Below are 16,288 nucleotides of genomic sequence, written 5' to 3'. Positions count from 1 at the left end.
CCGCACCGCGGAGTGCGGGAAACCGCACGTCGCTGTGCGGGCGGTTGCGGTCGTCTTCGGCCTGGGCACGGCGTACCGTCGGCACGAACGCCTCGCCCCGAAGAGGAGGGATGCCATGACCCCCGCCGCCGTCGTCATGGTCGCTGTGTGCACGATCGGCGTGTCGACCCTGGTGTGGGGGCTCGCTGCGATCTGCCGCCTGCTGGCCGAGGGTCGGCAGGAGCACGCCCTGCTCTCGCCGTCGATGTACTACCGCCGAGACGAGGTGGCCGTGTTGATCGCGGCGCACAACGAGGAGCTCGTCATCGCCGACGCCGTCGCGGCCGCGTGCCGCCTGGTGCCCGCGCGCAACGTGTTCGTGGTGTCCGACGGTTCGAGCGATGCGACGGTGGAGCGCGCGCGTACCGAGGGGGCCACCGCGTGGGATCTCACGCCCAACCGTGGGAAGGCCGGTGCCATCCGCGAGGGGCTCGAGCGGTTCGGCATCCCGTCGCGCTTTCCCCTCCTTCTGCTGCTCGACGCCGACTCCCGGCCCCGGCCGGACTACCTCCAGACAGCTCTGCCCCTGTTCACCGACGACGGTGTGGTCGCCGTGGCCGGGTGCGCCACGACCGCAGCCGACGCACCGACCACCCGCATGGGACGATTCCTCACGGCCTATCGTGAGCGCACCTACGTCTGCACGCAGTACCTGCACAAGTTCGGTCAGGCCGCCCGCGCCGCGGACGTCGTGGCGATCGTGCCGGGGTTTGCCAGTCTGTACCGCACCGACGTGCTCGACCGTATCGACATCGACGCTCCGGGCCTGTCGATCGAGGACTTCAACATGACGTTCGAGGTGCACGCGAAGCGGCTCGGACGCATCGCCTTCCATCCCGAGTGCGCGATCGCCGAGACGCAGGATCCGGCCGTCTTCCGCGACTACACAGCGCAGGTGCGGCGGTGGAGCCTGGGGTTCTGGCAGACGGTACGTCGCCACGGTGTGCGGCCGGGGCTCTTCTCGGCGACGGTCGGCGTCTTCGCGCTCGAGACCGTGGTGTCCAGCGTCGTCCTGACGGCCATCCTGCCCGTCCTGCTCGTGACAACGGCGGCGCTGGTGACGGCCCCTCTGCTCTCGGGCGAGGCGGGGCAGGTGTCGGCATGGGTGTCGGCCGCGTTCCCGGTGGGGCCCATCGCGCTGGGATTCTTCGTCGTGGATGCCGTGATGACGGCGTTCGCGTGCGCGATCTCGCGCGTGCGTCCCCGCGCGTGGATGCTGCTGTTCCCCCTCATGCGCGTCTGGGACGCGGTGCAGTGCTTACGCGCACTCGGGGCCGCCCTGGGGCGTCCCTCGGACGGCCGGTGGCGCAGCCCCGATCGGCGCGCGATACGGCCCGCCCGGGAATCTGTGGCGTGACCGGCGCGGGGTTCCCCCTGGTTTTCCCCTGTCGTCGAAGGGGCCGCGTACCCCGTCGCGCGAGCCGCGTCTCCTCGCCTCGCGCGGGGCCGTGAGTGTTCGGCTGCCCTCCCGTCAGCTCGCGGCGTTGTGCAGCGTGGCGATGAGGTGGGCGCGCGAACTGACCCCGAGCTTGCGGTAGATCCCGGTGAGCCGCAGCTCGACGGTGCGGAGAGAGAGGAAGAGGGATGCCGCGATCTCGCGGTTGCGCAGGCCCTTCTCGACCAGAGCGACGACATCGTGCTCTTGGGCGGTGAGGGAGCGACTGCGCGTCTCGGTGCGGGGCACGGGGCGCAGGAGGACGCGTTCGTGGACGGTGACGCAGCGCTCGCGAGCGCGCGCGAGACGGCGGCGCTCGAGCGGCGCATCGTCGGTGCGGTAGATCGCCTCGGCCTCGCGGAACGCACCGACGGCGTCGCGATCCGAGGCGCAGATCGCTCGCGACCGCGCGAGGGCCAGCGTGGTCCAGCGGCGCGGGGAACGTCGGGCCGCGCGTTCGAGCCCGTGCAGCTCCTGCTGGGCCTGCGCCCGCCGTCCGCTGAGCCAGAGCGCCTCGATCAGGTCGGCGTCGGCGCGCAGCAGAGCCGGGTCGTCGGCTTCGACCGCGTCCCGCCCGGCTTGCAGCGATACGACGGCGTCGTCATAGCGGCCCTCTGCCAGGGCCGTCTGCCCCTCGATGACGGCGAACCACGGAAGAAGAGTCGGGGTCCCTGCTCTCCGGCACAGTTCGCGTCCCTGCCGCACCAGAGCGCCGGCCTGCGGGTCGAGCGGGTCGAGGGCTGCGGCCGAGGGGCCAGCACGAGAATCGTCGCGACGTCGACGGTGCGACCGTCGACCCACTCCCGCCGCCACGCGGCGACGGCCTCGTGTGCTCCGAGGGGGTCGCCTCCGCGAACCTCGTTCGTGACGAGCAGGCACAAGAGGTGGTCGCGCCAGATCGGCGCCAAGCGGGGGGTACGCTCGAGCAGCCCTCGGATCCGGCGGCGCACCGCGGCGTACTCCTCGCGCATGACTCCGGCTCTCAACTGGAGCAACTCCAGCTCGATCGGCAGCTCGGCGTCCGCCGGCGCCGTGGTGACGCCGGTGTCGATCGTCAGGTCCGAGAGGGTGTCGGTCCCCAGCGCTTCCAGCAATCTCGCCACCAGAGCGGTCTCGATCGTGGCGACACCGCGCTCGATCGCCATGGCGATCAGCTCCCGGGCTCGCTCGAGTTCGCCGTGCCAGAGATGCAGGAGGGCGCTTTCGCACAGGACGTGCTCGGCGGTGCGGCCGTCGTCGGCATCGACCGCGACGGCGATGGCGGCCTCGTCGATCATATGTTCGATCGCCGCCGTGGCGCGAAGCCGAGCGAGAGCCGCCCGAGCGCGAAGATCCGGCTGGGCTGCGTGCCCGGCTCTGTTCAGGTAGTGCCGCCCCTGCACGTCTTGACCGTGCAGCACCAAGGCCTCGCCGAGGTCGATGAGGTGGCGGCAGCGCACCTCGGGAGAGATCGCGCCGGCCAGCGCTCTCTCCGCGAACTCGATCGCCTCGAGGTGATCGCCGCCGCGGGCGAGCTCGACGGCCGCGGCGAGCAGTCCCTCGCGGTCCGCCTCGGGCTGGATGAAGCTCGTGTGCCACAGGTAGGTGGCCGGGTGTGCACTCTCGTGCTCCTGCGCCGCTCGGACATGGAGTCGACGACGTTCTTCCGTCGACAGTGCCGCGTGGTGGCTCAGCCGGCGGGCAGGGTCGGCGATGCGGGCCAGCTCGTCGTGCACCGAGACGAGACCGTCGTCGATGAGCGCCTCGAGGTCGACGCCGCGCTCCTCGGCGACGAGTCCCAACCTGTCATAGCTGAAGACGGGGCCGACCGCCAGCAGATCGAGCAGCGAGGTCACTCGCGGGTCATCGGCGGTACGCCTTTCCCTTCGACGACGTGCGCGGTCGTCTGCCAGGCGCAGGGGGAGAGGAAGGGGCTGGTCGCCGGCGGCCTCTCGCGGCGTCAGCCGCACATGGACGATCGTGCCCGGGTGGCCCGCCGTGACCTCCGCGATCGTGTAGAGGACGGCCGCGGCGGTGCTCGCTCCGAGGACCGACCGGGCGAGGTCGACGGACTCGTCGAACGACAGCCGCCGGATCCGCGTATGCGCCATACCCGTGAAGTCGTGGCGGCCGCCGGACTCGCGGGCGGTGGCGAGGACGGTGAGTCCCGTCCCGTGCAGGCGGGCGAACACGAAGGACAGCACGACGATGCTCGCATCGTCCATCTCATCGAGGTCGTCGATGACGAGGACGGCTGGTTCGTCGTGGACGAGATGCAGAGTCCGGTTCAGCTCCTCGGCGAGCAGGTGCTCCGGCCAGTCGCGACCTCGAGCCAGCAGACCATCGATGGCGGCCCCCCGTGCGCCGCCGAGAGCCGCGGCAGCGGCTGACAGCCCCGAGTACGGCCACATGCGCTCACTCGGGCTCGCCGACACGACGACCGTCTCGTGCCGCTCGGCGATAGCCCACGCGAGGCGCGTCTTGCCGATTCCGGGCTCTCCGAACAACAATCTCGCCGAGCCGTTGTGCGCCGCGACGTCTTTATCTGTGACCTGCGTTTCTCGGTCTCGACCGAAAAATGGCATCCGAACGCTCCCTGCTGCGTCGGCCGCTCGTCGCTGATCGACCCTTGCGGATCGAGCCCCGTCGAGTGGTCAAGGATGCCCCCCACGAGAAGAGTAAGACCGCGATGGGTCGAAGACAATGGGCGGGGACCCCGGCAGACTTACGAGTGCGTAACGACCGAGACCGGATGCCGTGTGGCATCCGGTCTCGACAGGCGCGACGCAGGCGGCAGCGCTCGTTCTCGCGGGTCTCAGTACTCGCGGTCGATGAGCTGCGGCGGAACCTGGTCGGCCGCGACCTCGTCGACGAAGAACGCCGTGCGGCGGCGTCCCTTGGCTCCGGCCGCCGGCACGCTCTGATAGCTGGCGCCGGCGAGGGCGAGGCCCAGAGCAGCGGCCTTGTCGGCACCCGCCACGACCATCCACACGCGCTTGGACGAATTGATCACCGGTCGCGTCAGCGACACACGCTCGCTCGGCGGCTTGGGGGAGTTGCGCACCGGCACGGTGGCTCGATCGACCACCGAGATCTCGGGGCGATCCGGAAACAGCGAGGCGATGTGCGCGTCGGGACCGACACCGAGGAAGCAGATGTCGAACGCGGGCCACGGACCGGTTTCGCTGCGATCGGACGGCGCGAATTGCGCCAGCTCGTCGGCGTAGGCGATGGCCGCCGCATCGAGGTCGAGTCCGTCTTCGCTCGAGGCCACGGTGTGGATGTTCTCGGCCGGGATGTCGAGGTGGTCCAGGAACGCCTCGCGCGCCTGCTTCTCGTTGCGATCGGCGGAGTCGCGCGGAACGAACCGCTCGTCGCCGAACCAGAAGTGCACGAGCGACCAGTCGATCTGCCCGATGCGCTCGTCGCGCGCGGCCGTGCGCAGCACCGCTCCGCCCATCGTCCCGCCGGTCAGGCACACGTGCATGCGCTTTCCCTCGGCGACGCGCTTGACGATGCGGTTCACGAAACGCGTGGCGACGTAGGATGCCAGGCTCTCGGCATCCGGCTTGATGATGACCTGTTTGGCCGAGCCGTTGTCGGTCATGACGCGTTCCGCTCGCTCGCCGCGAGCAGAAGGTCGTGCCCCTCGGTGATGACGCGGCCGTAGAGCAGGTCGGGGTCGAGGCGGCGGAGCTCCTCGGCGAGGCACTCGCGGAGCGTGCGCCGGGGGAATGCCAGGTCGTGCGTGGGTTGACCCGGCTGGGTCAGCACCGCGACACCGGACTCCGGGCGCTCGAGAAGGGTGTCGCCGCTTGCCCGCGTCAGACGCACCGACTTGATGCCGCTCGACCACTCGTCCGCGGGCAGATACGCGTAGTCGACCGGGGCTTCGAGCTTCATCCCCAGCCACGCCGCCAGCAGGGCGGTGGAGGGGGAGTCGGCGGCGCCGCGGACCTCGATCGCGGTGACCGGCTCGTAGGGCGGCTGGTCGAGGACCGCGGCCAACTGCTCGCGCCAGCGCGTCACGCGGGTCCATGCGAAGTCGGTGTCGCCGGGGGCGTAGTGCTCGCCGAGGTGCGCGACCCACGCGGCGGGATCCGCCTGAGAGGACGCGTCGGTGATGCGACGCTGGGCGATGCGACCGATCGCGGAATGCGATGGATCGTCGGGAGCGTCGGCCGGCCACCACGCGACGACCGGCGCGTCGGGGAGCAGCAGACCGGTCACGAGACTCTCGGCGTTGGAGCCCGCGGCGCCGTGGGCGCGGAGCACCACGACCTCGCTCGCCCCGGCGTCGCCGCCCACGCGGATCTGCGCGTCGAGACGCGGCTCGTCGTCGCCGTCGCCGAACAGGACGGCGATGACGCGCATCGGGTGCTCGCGCGACGCGTCGTTCGCGGCCTCGATGACCTCTTCTTCGGCACCGTGATGCGTGACGATGATGAGCGTCAGCACGCGGCCGAGGGCCACGGCGCCGCCCTCTTCGCGCACGCTCACGAGCTTCTTCGAGATGGCGCTGACAGTGGTGTCGGGAAGATCGATGATCACGGGCGTCTCCAGGTGCGGCCGTCGCGGGCGAGGAGTTCGTCGGCGGAAGCCGGACCCCACGAACCGGGCGAATACTGTTCGAGCGGACCGCCCTGGGCGGCCCAGAACTCCTCGATCGGGTCGAGGATCTTCCAGCTGAGCTCCACCTCTTCGTGACGGGGGAACAGCGGCGGGTCCCCGAGCAGCACGTCGAGGATGAGGCGCTCGTAGGCCTCGGGGCTCGCCTCGGTGAAAGCGTGCCCGTAGCCGAAGTCCATCGTGACGTCGCGCACCTGGGTGCCGTCGCCGGGGACCTTCGAGCCGAAACGGATCGTCACACCCTCGTCGGGCTGAACACGGATGACGAGGGCGTTCTGCCCCAGCTCCTGCGTCTGGCTCTGCGAGAACAGCTGCTGCGGCGCGCGCTTGAACACGACGGCCACCTCGGTCACGCGGCGGCCCAGGCGCTTGCCGCTGCGGACGTAGAAGGGCACGCCCGACCAGCGGCGCGTGTTGATCTCGAGCTTGATCGCCGCGTACGTCTCGGTGACCGACTCGGGGTTCATGCCGTCTTCCTCGAGGAAGCCGAGCACCTGCTCCCCGCCCTGCCACCCGCCGGCGTACTGACCGCGAGCGGTGGCCTCGGCGAGGTTCTCGGGCACGCGGACCGCGGCGAGCACCTTCTCCTTCTCGGCACGCAGATCCGCGGCGTTGAAGCTGATGGGCTCTTCCATCGCGGTGAGGGCCAGGAGCTGGAGCAGGTGGTTCTGGATGACGTCACGTGCTGCGCCGATGCCGTCGTAGTAGCCGGCGCGGCCGCCGACACCGATGTCCTCCGCCATGGTGATCTGCACGTGATCGACGTAGTTGCGATTCCAGATCGGCTCGTACAGCTCGTTGGCGAAACGCAGCGCGAGGATGTTCTGGACCGTCTCTTTGCCGAGGTAGTGGTCGATGCGGAAGATCGAGTCGGCGGGGAACGCGCTCTCGACGACCTCGTTCAGCTCGCGAGCAGAAGCGAGATCGTGGCCGAACGGCTTCTCGATGACCACGCGACGCCACCCGTTGACGCCGTCGGACTCGTCTCCGACGAGCCCCGATGCCTTGAGCTGGGTGGTCACCAGCGGGAAGGCCTTCGGCGGGATCGAGAGGTAGTACGCGTGGTTGCCCATCGTGCCGCGCTCGGTGTCGAGCTTGTCGACCGTCGCACGCAGGCGCTGGAAGGCCTCGGGGTCGTCGAACTCGCCCTGGACGAAGCGGATCCCCTCGAGGAGCTCCTTCCACGTCTCTTCGCGGAACTCCGTGCGGGCGTACTTCTTGACCGACTCGTAGACGACCTTCGCGAAGTCCTGGTCCTCCCAGTCGCGGCGTGCGAACCCCACGAGCGCGAAGCCCGGGGGCAACAGCCCGCGGTTGGCGAGGTCGTAGACCGCCGGCATGAGTTTCTTGCGCGAGAGGTCGCCGGTGACGCCGAAGATCACGAGGGCGCTGGGCCCCGCGATTCGGCTCAAACGGCGATCCTCGGGATCGCGCAACGGATTGTGACCCGGAGTGATCTCTACGACCATGCTTACTGTGCCGCCTCGAAGAGTGAGAGCACTTCGACCTGCGGGTCGGTCAGCGTCAGCGTGACGACGGGACGGCCGTGGCCCTCCGCCAACACGCTCGCGTCTCCCGCGGCCTGTGCCTGGATGAGTTGTCCGAACGTGAACGGTCGACCGGGGATTTCGAGGTCGACGTCGGTGCGTTCGAGGATCTGCAGGAAGACGCCGGTCGCGGGTCCTCCCTTGTGGTACTGCCCGGTGGAGTGCAGGAACCGCGGTCCCCACCCGAACGTCGTGGGGCGACCGGAATCGGCGGCCACGAGTTCGCGCAGCCCCGCGAGCTGGGCGAGGTCGAGTCGGTTCACGTACGCCTGAACGCTGACGTAGCCGTCCGCGGGTACCGTCTGCCACAGCGCCGCGAGCACACCGGCGACCGTTCCGCTGGCCGCCAGGGCCGGGTCGGAGACGCGCACCTCTACTCCGCCGTCGACGAAGGCCGGGGCGGTGGGGGCGGGTTGCGCGTCGAGCAGACCGCGCGTCGCGGTCTTGGCCGACTCGACGTCGGGCTGATCGAAGGGGTCGATCCCGAGCAGCCGACCGGCGATCGCGGTGGCGTACTCCCACACGACGAACTGCGCGCCGAGTGAGCCGCTCACCAGCACCTCGCCGGTGTGGCGCTCGAACAGGTGGAAGGCGTCGGCGTCGTCGACGAAGCGCACGACCTGCAGGTCGTCCGGTCTCGTCTCGAGCTCGGGCGAGACCGGGAGCAGGACGACGGGCAGGATGCCGGTGCCGTTCTTACCCGTCGACTCGGCGACGAGCTGCTCGATCCAGTCCGGCAGGCCGATGATGTGGCTGCCGTCGGTCACCAGGCCGAGCTTGTCGCGGCGAAGATCGCCGCCTCCGGCGATCGCCGCGGCCAGCACGAGGGCGGGGTTCTCAGGCGAGTCGATCGCGACCTCGAGCAGAGTGGCATCCGCTTCGTCGAGGAGATCCTCGATGTCGACGCCCGCGAGGCCCGTGGGGACGAGTCCGAACGCCGTCAGTGCCGAGTAGCGCCCACCCACGGTGGGGTCGGCGGTGAAGACGCGGTAGCCGTCGGCGAGAGCCGACTCCTCCAGCGGGGAGCCGGGGTCGGTGACGACGACGATGCGACCCACCGGGTCGATGCCGAGGTCGCGGAAGGCGGCCTCGAAGGCGCGCTTGGCGGAATCGGTCTCGATCGTGGAGCCCGACTTGCTCGAGACGACCAGCACGGTCTTCTCGAGGCCACCGGACTCGGCATCGCCGTCGATCGCAGCCAGCACCTGGCCCGGAGCGGTCGAGTCGAGGATGACGAGAGGTACGCCCGCTGACTGCGCGATGACCTCGGGGGCGAGCGAGGATCCGCCCATCCCCGCCAGGACGACACGGGTCACGCCCTGCGCGACGAGCTCGTCGCGCAGGGCCGTGATCTCGGGCACGAGCGGGCGCGAGACGGAGACCGCCCGCACCCACCCGAGCCGACGCGAGGCCTCGTCCTCCGCGGCGGCGCCCCATAGGGAGGCGTCGCCCGCGGTGATGCCCGACGCGATGAGCGAGCCCGTCAGGCCCGGCAGCTCCGCGTCGACGACCGACTTGACGTGGCCGGTGACCTTGACGGCGAGAGTCACTGCGCGGCCTGGGCGCTTCCGGCCTGCAGTGCGGTCTTCACGGTGTCCTGCAGCTCATGCCAGGAGGCGATGAACTTCTCGACGCCCTCGTCCTCGAGCACCTGGGTGGCGTCGGTGACGTCGACGCCTGCCGCGGCGAGGCGGTCGAAGACCTCGTGCGCCTCGGAGTACGCGCCGGTGACGGTGTCGCCGGTGATGACGCCGTGGTCGAACGTGGCCTCGAGCGTCTTCTCGGGCATCGTGTTCACGGTGCCGGGGGCGACGAGCTCGGTCACGTAGAGCGTGTCGGGCAGAGCCGGGTCCTTGACCCCGGTCGAGGCCCACAGCGGACGCTGCACCGTGGCACCGGCATCCAGGAGCTCCTTGGCGCGGGGCTCGGCGAACTTCTTCTCGAAGAGCTCGTAGGCCAGGCGCGCGTTGGCGATGCCGGCCTTGCCCTTGAGGTCGGCGGCCTCGTCGGTGCCGATCGCGGCGAGACGCTTGTCGATCTCGGTGTCGACCCGTGAGACGAAGAACGACGCGACGGACTGCAGGTTCGCGATGTCGTGACCGGCGTCGCGCGCCTTCTCGACGCCCGCGAGGTACGCGTCGATGACCTCTTCGTAGCGCTCGAGGCTGAAGATGAGCGTGACGTTGACCGAGATGCCGGCGCCGATGACCTCGGTGATGGCGGGCAGGCCGGCCTTGGTGGCGGGGATCTTGATGAGGACGTTCTTGCGGTCGACGCGGGCCGAGAGGTCCTTCGCCTGAGCGACGGTGCCCTCGGTGTCGTGCGCGAGGTCGGGGGAGACCTCGATCGAGACGCGACCGTCGACGCCGTTGGTGGCCTCGAAGACCGGGAGGAAGATGTCGCACGCGTCGCGCACGTCGTCGGTGGTGATCGAGAAGATCGCCTCGTCGACGCTGGCGCCCTGGGCGGCGAGCTCTTTGACCTGGCCCTCGTAGGCCTCGCCCTTCGACAGCGCACCGGCGAAGATCGTCGGGTTGGTGGTGACGCCCGAGACGTCGCGCTTCTCGATGAGCTCGGCGAGGTTGCCGGACTGGATGCGCTGACGCGACAGGTCGTCGAGCCAGATGCTGACGCCTGCGGCGGAGAGATCTGCGGTGGGAGTGCTCATTGTTCTGGTTCTCCTCTGATTACTTCTGCGTTGCGGACGTCTGTCCGGCTGCCGCTCCCGCGGCAGCAAGCGACTCGCGGGCGGCCTCGACGACGTGCTCCGTCGTGATGCCGAACTTCTGGAAAAGGGTCTTGTAGTCGGCCGACGCACCGAAGTGGTCGATCGCGACCGAGCGACCGGCGTCGCCGACGATGCCCGCCCAGCTGAGGGCGGAGCCTGCCTCGACCGACACGCGTGCCTTGACCGACGAGGGCAGCACCGACTCGCGGTACGCCTCGTCCTGCTCGGCGAACCACTCGAGCGAGGGGGCCGACACGACGCGGGCGTGCACGCCCTCGGCCGCGAGCGTCTCTCGCGCCTCGACGGCAAGCTGCACCTCGGAGCCGGTCGCGATGAGGATCACGTCGGGCTCGCCGTTCTTGGCCTCGGCCAGCACGTATGCTCCCTTGACCGCGCCTTCGGCGGAGGCGAACTCGTCACCGGATGCCGCGCCCTCGCCGCGGGCGAAGACGGGGATGTTCTGGCGGGTCAGGGCGATACCGGCGGGGCCGGCGGTGCGGCGCAGCATCTCGAGCCAGACCACGCTCGTCTCGTTGGCATCCGCGGGACGCACGAGGGCGAAGTTCGGGATGGCGCGAAGCGTGGCGATCTGCTCGATCGGCTGGTGCGTGGGACCGTCCTCGCCGAGGGCGACGGAGTCGTGCGTCCAGACGAAGATCGTCGGGATGTTCATCAGCGCGGCCAGACGCACCGGCGGGCGCATGTAGTCGCTGAAGATGAGGAACGTGCCGCCGAAGGGGCGCGTGGGCCCGTGCAGCACGATGCCGTTGAGGATCGCGCCCATCGCGTGCTCGCGGATGCCGAAGTGCAGCACGCGCCCGTAGGCGTCGCCGGACCACTCGTGTGTCGACCACTCGGCGGGGATGAAGGACTTGGCATCCTTGATCGTCGTGAGGTTCGACTCGGCGAGGTCGGCCGAACCGCCCCAGAGCTCGGGGAGCTCGGCGGCGAGGGCGTTGATGACCGTGCCGCTGGCGGCGCGGGTCGAGACGTCCTTGCCCGCTTCGAAGGCGGGGAGGGCGTCGGCGATGCCGGCGGGGAGCTCCCGGGCCTGCAGGCGGTCCCACAGCTGTTTGCGCTCGGGGTGGGCCTCGGCCCAGGCGTCGAACTTCTGCTGCCAGGCGGCCTTCTCGGCCTCGCCCCGCTCGACCAGCTTGCGCGTGTGGGCGATGACGTCGTCGTCGACGGCGAAGTGCTGCTCGGGATCGAAACCGAGCACCTCCTTCGTCGCCTTGAGCTCATCGGCGCCGAGGGCGGAGCCGTGGATCTTGCCGGAGTTCTGCTTGCCGGGCGAGGGCCAGCCGATGATCGTCTTGAGGATGATCAGCGAGGGCTTGCTCGTCTCGCCCTTCGCGGCCTCGATGGCCGCGTGCAGCTCGGCGACGTCTTCGACGTACTGACCGGTCTTCTTCCAGTCGACCGTCTGCACGTGCCAGCCGTACGCCTCGTAGCGCTTCTGGACGTCCTCGGTGAAGGCGACGTTGGTGTCGTCCTCGATCGAGATCTGGTTCGAGTCGTAGATGGCGATGAGGTTGCCGAGCTCCTGATGGCCGGCGAGCGAGGAGGCCTCGCTGGTCACGCCCTCCTGGAGGTCGCCATCACCGGCGATGACGTAGACGTAGTGGTCGAAGGGGCTCTCGCCGGCGGGGGACTCGGGGTCGAACAGACCGCGCTCGTAGCGCGCCGCGTAGGCGAAGCCGACCGAGGAGGCGAGTCCCTGGCCGAGGGGACCCGTGGTGATCTCGACGCCGTCGGTGTGACCGTACTCGGGGTGGCCGGGGGTCAGCGAGCCCCAGGTGCGCAGCGCCTCGAGGTCCTTCTTCTCGAGACCGAAGCCGCCGAGGTACAGCTGCACGTACTGCGTCAGCGAGGAGTGTCCGACCGACAGGATGAAGCGATCGCGACCCGGCCAGTGGGTGTCGGCGGGATCGTGGCGCATGACGCGCTGGTAGAGCAGGTAGGCCGCGGGAGCGAGCGACATCGCGGTTCCGGGGTGGCCGTTGCCCACCTTCTCCACGGCATCCGCCGCGAGAACGCGAGCGGTGTCCACCGCGCGCCGATCGATGTCATCCCATTCGAAGTCCGACAACTGGGTCGCCTTTCTCGATACTGAGCGCCCGGGTTCACTTCCGACGCCGCACTCACCACCGTAGGAGTGGGAGAGGGGTGGGGTGTCGGCGCGGGGCGCGCGTTCTCCGTCAGCATAGCGAGAACGCCGGTGCAGGTCGCGGTGCGTGACGGGGGTCGACAGGCGGCCGGCCGTGTGGTGGGGATGGCATAGAATCGTGAGGGTTCTATTCGCGCTACCCCGGGGGACGATGGACATCTCGACGACGTCGCACGTCATTGCGACGACCGATCGCCGCTCCGTCGGACGCACCCTCCGGGCCTACGTCGCTCTGACCAAGCCCCGCGTCCTCGAGCTTCTGTTGGTGACCACCGTGCCGGTGATGATCCTGGCGCAGGGCGGCCTTCCCAACCTGTGGCTGATCCTCGCCACCGTCATCGGCGGTTCGCTCAGCGCGGGGTCGGCGGCGGCGTTCAACATGTACCTCGATCGCGACATCGACGCCCACATGCAGCGCACGGTCAACCGCCCGCTCGTGACGGGAGAGGTCTCGCCGCGCGGTGCGCTGATCTTCGCGTGGACGCTCGCGGCGGTCTCGACGATCTGGCTGTGGGCCTTCACCAACGTCCTCGCGGCGGGTCTGTCGGCCGCAGCGATCTTCTTCTACGTCGTGATCTACACGATGATCCTCAAGCGCCGCACCGAGCAGAACATCGTCTGGGGCGGCATCGCGGGGTGTTTCCCGGTGCTCATCGGCTGGTCGGCGGTGACGGGCTCGCTCTCGTGGACGCCGTTCATCCTCTTCGCCCTGGTGTTCCTGTGGACGCCCCCGCACTACTGGCCGCTGTCGATGAAGTACGCCGCCCAGTACGACGAGGTCGACGTACCCATGCTCGGCGCGACGCGCAGTGGTTCGCAGGTCGGCCTGCAGGTCATCCTCTACGCGTGGGCCACCGTCGCGTGCTCGCTGCTGCTCATCCCCGTCGCGCCGATGGGCCTGGTCTACACGGTCTCGGCGCTCGTGTTCGGCGGGTGGTTCATCTACGAGTCGCACCGGCTGTACTCCCGTGCCGTACGCGGCGGAGAGCCCCGGCCGATGCGCGTGTTCCACGCCTCCATCACCTACCTCACCCTGTTGTTCGTCGCGATCGCGGTCGACCCGCTGCTTCCGTTCTGATCTCTTCCAGAAAGCGCCCGCCCCGTTCTCGGGGCGGGCGCTTTTTCGTTCCGGATGCCGGTTCCTGGCGTGACCGAGCGAGCCGGGGCCGTGGCGATCAGCGGTCGGCGTCCGCGCGGGGTGCGTCGGCGATCAGGGAGCGACTCATCTCCACGAGGCCGCCGTCGTCGGGGTGGGGTTCGCGTCCGAGGACCCGAAGCTCCTGGGTGCGTCCAGTGGAGACGAACCCGTTTCGGGTGTAGTACTTCCGGGCCGGGGCGGCGCGCTCGGCCACCCAGAGCCGGAGGGTCGTTCCGCGTGTGGCCGCCCAGCTCAGGACCGCGGCGAGCAGGGCGTCGGTGACGCCGTTCTCACGCCCGCGCGCGTCCGGGGTCACATACACGCCCGTGAGGACGGGTTCCGGACCGTGCGCATCGCCGAGCTGCGCGCACATCATCCCGAGCCATCGACCCGTCTCGTCGGCGATGGCGGCCAGGCTCGTCGTGTCCGGTTGTTCGCCGCGACGTGCGCGCATCTTCCAGCCTTCGTCCGGGATGAGCAGCGTCTCTTCGACGGTCGCGGTCCACGACACGGGGTTGTCCGTGGCGTTCTCGATGCGGAACGACCGCACCTCTGGCCAGTCGACCTCCCGGGTCGTGCGCAGTGTGAACATCCCTCCACGGTACGCATTCGACCCGTCCTCCGGAGACGCGAAAAGCGCCCGCCCCCATCGGGAGCGGGCGCTTCGAGGCGCGGGATCAGCGACGCGTGGCGTCGTCTCCGGCGTCGAGCCGGGGCTCGTCGTGGCGAGCGGACGCTGCGGCCTGCGGGGGAGCGGTCGCGGTCGACGGCGTCTCGACGTCGGCATCCTCCACCGCGAGGGGCGTGGCGGTCGTGGCGGGCGCGAACGGGGCGACGGGAGCGGAGTCCTCGGCGACGGTCTCGTCGTCGCTGCTCCAGTCGATGGTCTCGATAGCGACGTCGGGACGGCGGGTGAGCGCGGTGGCGGCGGCGAGGGCGAGGACCGCGACGATGCCGATCGCACCCGCGCCGAGGACGGCGGCGCCGACGACGACCCACGACTGGCCGACGTAGACCTGCACGACGGTGGCGTTCGGATCGTTGAGCACCTGCTCCATCGCGTCGATCCCGTTCAGGACGATCGCGAGTCCGCCGGCGATTGCGGCCAGGGATGCGACGACGAGCACCCAGAACGGGATGCTGGTCACCAGGCGGGGACGGGTCTTCATGGGGAGTACTCCTTGTCGTTCCGACGGGGGGTGTCGGGCGGCGGGTCCCGAAGCGGGGGACGACGGGACGGTGGACACGAAAGTGCCATGTTCGACCATGACCCATGCGCCGGTGTGCTGTGTAGGGGTCGCCGATGAAACGCCTATGAGCGTATAAGGGGGTCCGATCCGCGCCCTGAGGGCATGCGGAGGTGGACATCGCGGTGCCGAGCGGATGCCGGCCGGCGGCGAAGCGGACCGTCGGCGAGAGCGCGTCTCGGCGCAGACCCCGGCCCCGCGTCAGCCGCGGGCGGCCGCCGTCTCGCGTGCGGCATCGTTTCGGCCCGCGGTCGCGGGCCGCTTCAGGCGCAGCACCACGACGGTCATGGTGGCGGCGGTCAGGGCCGCGAGCACCATGTGGGTACCGACCGCGAACTCGGGCAGACCGTTGCGTGCCTGGTAGAGACCGACGGCGATCTGAACGAGTTCGACGGCGAGCAGGGCGATCGCCCAGCGGCGCACCGGCAGGCGCAGACGCCACGCCGCGACGACCACGACGAGCGTCAGCGCGAACAGCGCGTACCCGGGCCACGAGTGCACGTGCTCGAGCACTTCGGCGTCGAACCCGTTGCGTCCGGCGGAGGCGTCACCCGAGTGGGGGCCCGCGCCGGTGGTGAGCACGCCGAAGACGATCGTGAGGGCGAGGACGCCCGTCGTCGCGTGGACCAGGCCGGCGAACCAGCGGGGGACCGCGAGCAGGCGAGGGCCGGCGGGCTGGTTCATCCGCACGAGGAAGGCGGCGCACACCGCCACGAGGGACACCGAGGCGACGTAGTGGAAGCCGACGATGAAGGGGTTGAGGCCGGTGAGCACCGTGATGCCGCCGACGACGGCCTGGGCGACGATCCCCACGAGCACGACGAGCGCGAGCACGAACAGCACGCGGCGCTCGTGCCGCATGCGCCAGACGAGCACCACCACGGCGATGGCGAGGATCCCGACCAGCCCGGTCAGCGTCCGGTTGCCGAACTCGATCACACCGTGGACGCCCATCTCCTGCGTGTTCACGAGCGAGTCGGGCGTGCACTTGGGCCAGGTCGGGCAGCCGAGGCCCGAGCCGGTGAGGCGCACGGCGCCCCCGGTGCCGATGATGAGCACCTCGGCGACGAACGACAACCAGGCGAAAACGCGCACGCGACGGTCGACGTCGGTGGGGAGCCATCCGATCAGGCGGCGCAGAGCGCCGGAGTCGCGGGTGGAGGCGGTGGGGGACGAGGCGGAGGGCATGCGTACGGCTTCCTGGCGTCGAAGTGCTCCTGGCCGTCGGGAGAGTGGGCCTGCCATGCCGAGAGCGGGTGTTGCCTGTAGAATCAAAGGGTCCGGGTGCAGCGCTCACGCGTTCCGCACCCACGACAGTCTAGGCGCGCAGCCAGCGCCTTCGAGCGGGCCCACCAGCGACCTTCCTGAGACTTCGACCG

General features: G+C 70.0%; 12 protein-coding genes and 1 pseudogene. 2 read left to right on the top strand and 11 right to left on the bottom strand.

Going from position 1 to position 16,288, the window contains the following annotated elements:
• The first annotated feature begins 115 nt into the window (after positions 1-115).
• On the top strand, positions 116-1,396 hold the full coding sequence (locus tag QE454_RS15055; protein WP_307460065.1) for a glycosyltransferase family 2 protein: 1,281 nt from the start codon (positions 116-118) through the stop codon (positions 1,394-1,396).
• Positions 1,397-1,510: 114 nt separating this feature from the next.
• Here the strand turns inward: QE454_RS15055 and QE454_RS15050 are convergent, their stop codons facing one another.
• From QE454_RS15050 to tkt, 8 genes and pseudogenes are all read right to left on the bottom strand, one after another.
• Positions 1,511-2,179 (bottom strand): LuxR C-terminal-related transcriptional regulator, encoded by a 669-nt coding sequence (locus QE454_RS15050; protein WP_309668741.1) that lies wholly within the window; start codon positions 2,177-2,179, stop codon positions 1,511-1,513.
• Between the two features lie 1,463 nt (positions 2,180-3,642).
• Positions 3,643-4,038, bottom strand: a pseudogene (locus QE454_RS15045) (ATP-binding protein); the annotation flags it as partial.
• 230 nt (positions 4,039-4,268) lie between these two features.
• Positions 4,269-5,060 carry a 6-phosphogluconolactonase gene (pgl, locus tag QE454_RS15040; protein WP_307460075.1) on the bottom strand — a complete coding sequence of 264 codons (792 nt, stop codon included), beginning with the start codon at positions 5,058-5,060 and terminating at the stop codon, positions 4,269-4,271.
• Positions 5,057-6,004: a glucose-6-phosphate dehydrogenase assembly protein OpcA gene (locus tag QE454_RS15035; RefSeq protein ID WP_210076641.1), complete on the bottom strand. Its 948-nt coding sequence runs from the start codon at positions 6,002-6,004 to the stop codon at positions 5,057-5,059. The genes pgl and QE454_RS15035 overlap by 4 nt, the downstream gene beginning before the upstream one ends.
• Entirely contained in the window at positions 6,001-7,551 is a 1,551-nt protein-coding gene (zwf, locus tag QE454_RS15030) for a glucose-6-phosphate dehydrogenase (protein WP_210076639.1), read from the bottom strand. The genes QE454_RS15035 and zwf overlap by 4 nt, the downstream gene beginning before the upstream one ends.
• 2 nt (positions 7,552-7,553) lie before the next feature.
• Entirely contained in the window at positions 7,554-9,179 is a 1,626-nt protein-coding gene (locus QE454_RS15025) for a glucose-6-phosphate isomerase (protein ID WP_267787460.1), read from the bottom strand.
• The gene (tal, locus tag QE454_RS15020) at positions 9,176-10,297 is read right to left on the bottom strand and encodes a transaldolase (protein WP_210076635.1); all 1,122 of its coding nucleotides are present in this window, start codon (positions 10,295-10,297) and stop codon (positions 9,176-9,178) included. Before tal ends, QE454_RS15025 begins: the two co-directional genes overlap by 4 nt.
• A 19-nt stretch (positions 10,298-10,316) precedes the next feature.
• Positions 10,317-12,446, bottom strand: coding sequence for a transketolase (gene tkt, locus QE454_RS15015; protein ID WP_307460078.1), 2,130 nt, complete (start codon positions 12,444-12,446; stop codon positions 10,317-10,319).
• Positions 12,447-12,675: 229 nt separating this feature from the next.
• Here tkt and QE454_RS15010 point away from each other — a divergent pair, with 229 nt between their 5' ends.
• A complete protein-coding gene (locus QE454_RS15010) occupies positions 12,676-13,602 on the top strand; it encodes a heme o synthase (protein WP_210076632.1) in 927 nt (308 codons plus the stop codon).
• 97 nt (positions 13,603-13,699) lie between these two features.
• Here the strand turns inward: QE454_RS15010 and QE454_RS15005 are convergent, their stop codons facing one another.
• The 3 genes from QE454_RS15005 to QE454_RS14995 all read right to left on the bottom strand — a co-directional run bounded on the left by QE454_RS15005 (position 13,700) and on the right by QE454_RS14995 (position 16,097).
• Positions 13,700-14,254 (bottom strand): GNAT family N-acetyltransferase, encoded by a 555-nt coding sequence (locus QE454_RS15005; RefSeq protein ID WP_307460083.1) that lies wholly within the window; start codon positions 14,252-14,254, stop codon positions 13,700-13,702.
• Positions 14,255-14,339: 85 nt separating this feature from the next.
• Positions 14,340-14,831 (bottom strand): dinucleotide-utilizing enzyme, encoded by a 492-nt coding sequence (locus QE454_RS15000; protein WP_210076628.1) that lies wholly within the window; start codon positions 14,829-14,831, stop codon positions 14,340-14,342.
• A 279-nt stretch (positions 14,832-15,110) separates the two neighbouring features.
• Positions 15,111-16,097: a heme A synthase gene (locus tag QE454_RS14995; protein WP_307460086.1), complete on the bottom strand. Its 987-nt coding sequence runs from the start codon at positions 16,095-16,097 to the stop codon at positions 15,111-15,113.
• Positions 16,098-16,288: the final 191 nt, after the last annotated feature.

This window comes from Microbacterium sp. SORGH_AS_0454 (assembly GCF_031453395.1).
Lineage (GTDB): Bacteria > Actinomycetota > Actinomycetes > Actinomycetales > Microbacteriaceae > Microbacterium.
Note: the sequence above shows the minus strand (reverse complement) of the source record. Positions and strands in the feature narration are given on the sequence as shown.

Bases quoted from the DNA above. Each gene is read 5' to 3' on its own strand.
- QE454_RS15055 (WP_307460065.1), top strand. From the start codon at position 116: ATGACCCCCGCCGCCGTCGTCATGGTCGCTGTGTGCACGATCGGCGTG.
- pgl (WP_307460075.1), bottom strand. From the start codon at position 5,060: ATGACCGACAACGGCTCGGCCAAACAGGTCATCATCAAGCCGGATGCC.
- zwf (WP_210076639.1), bottom strand. From the start codon at position 7,551: ATGGTCGTAGAGATCACTCCGGGTCACAATCCGTTGCGCGATCCCGAG.
- tal (WP_210076635.1), bottom strand. From the start codon at position 10,297: ATGAGCACTCCCACCGCAGATCTCTCCGCCGCAGGCGTCAGCATCTGG.
- QE454_RS15010 (WP_210076632.1), top strand. From the start codon at position 12,676: ATGGACATCTCGACGACGTCGCACGTCATTGCGACGACCGATCGCCGC.
- QE454_RS15005 (WP_307460083.1), bottom strand. From the start codon at position 14,254: ATGTTCACACTGCGCACGACCCGGGAGGTCGACTGGCCAGAGGTGCGG.
- QE454_RS15000 (WP_210076628.1), bottom strand. From the start codon at position 14,831: ATGAAGACCCGTCCCCGCCTGGTGACCAGCATCCCGTTCTGGGTGCTC.
- QE454_RS14995 (WP_307460086.1), bottom strand. From the start codon at position 16,097: ATGCCCTCCGCCTCGTCCCCCACCGCCTCCACCCGCGACTCCGGCGCT.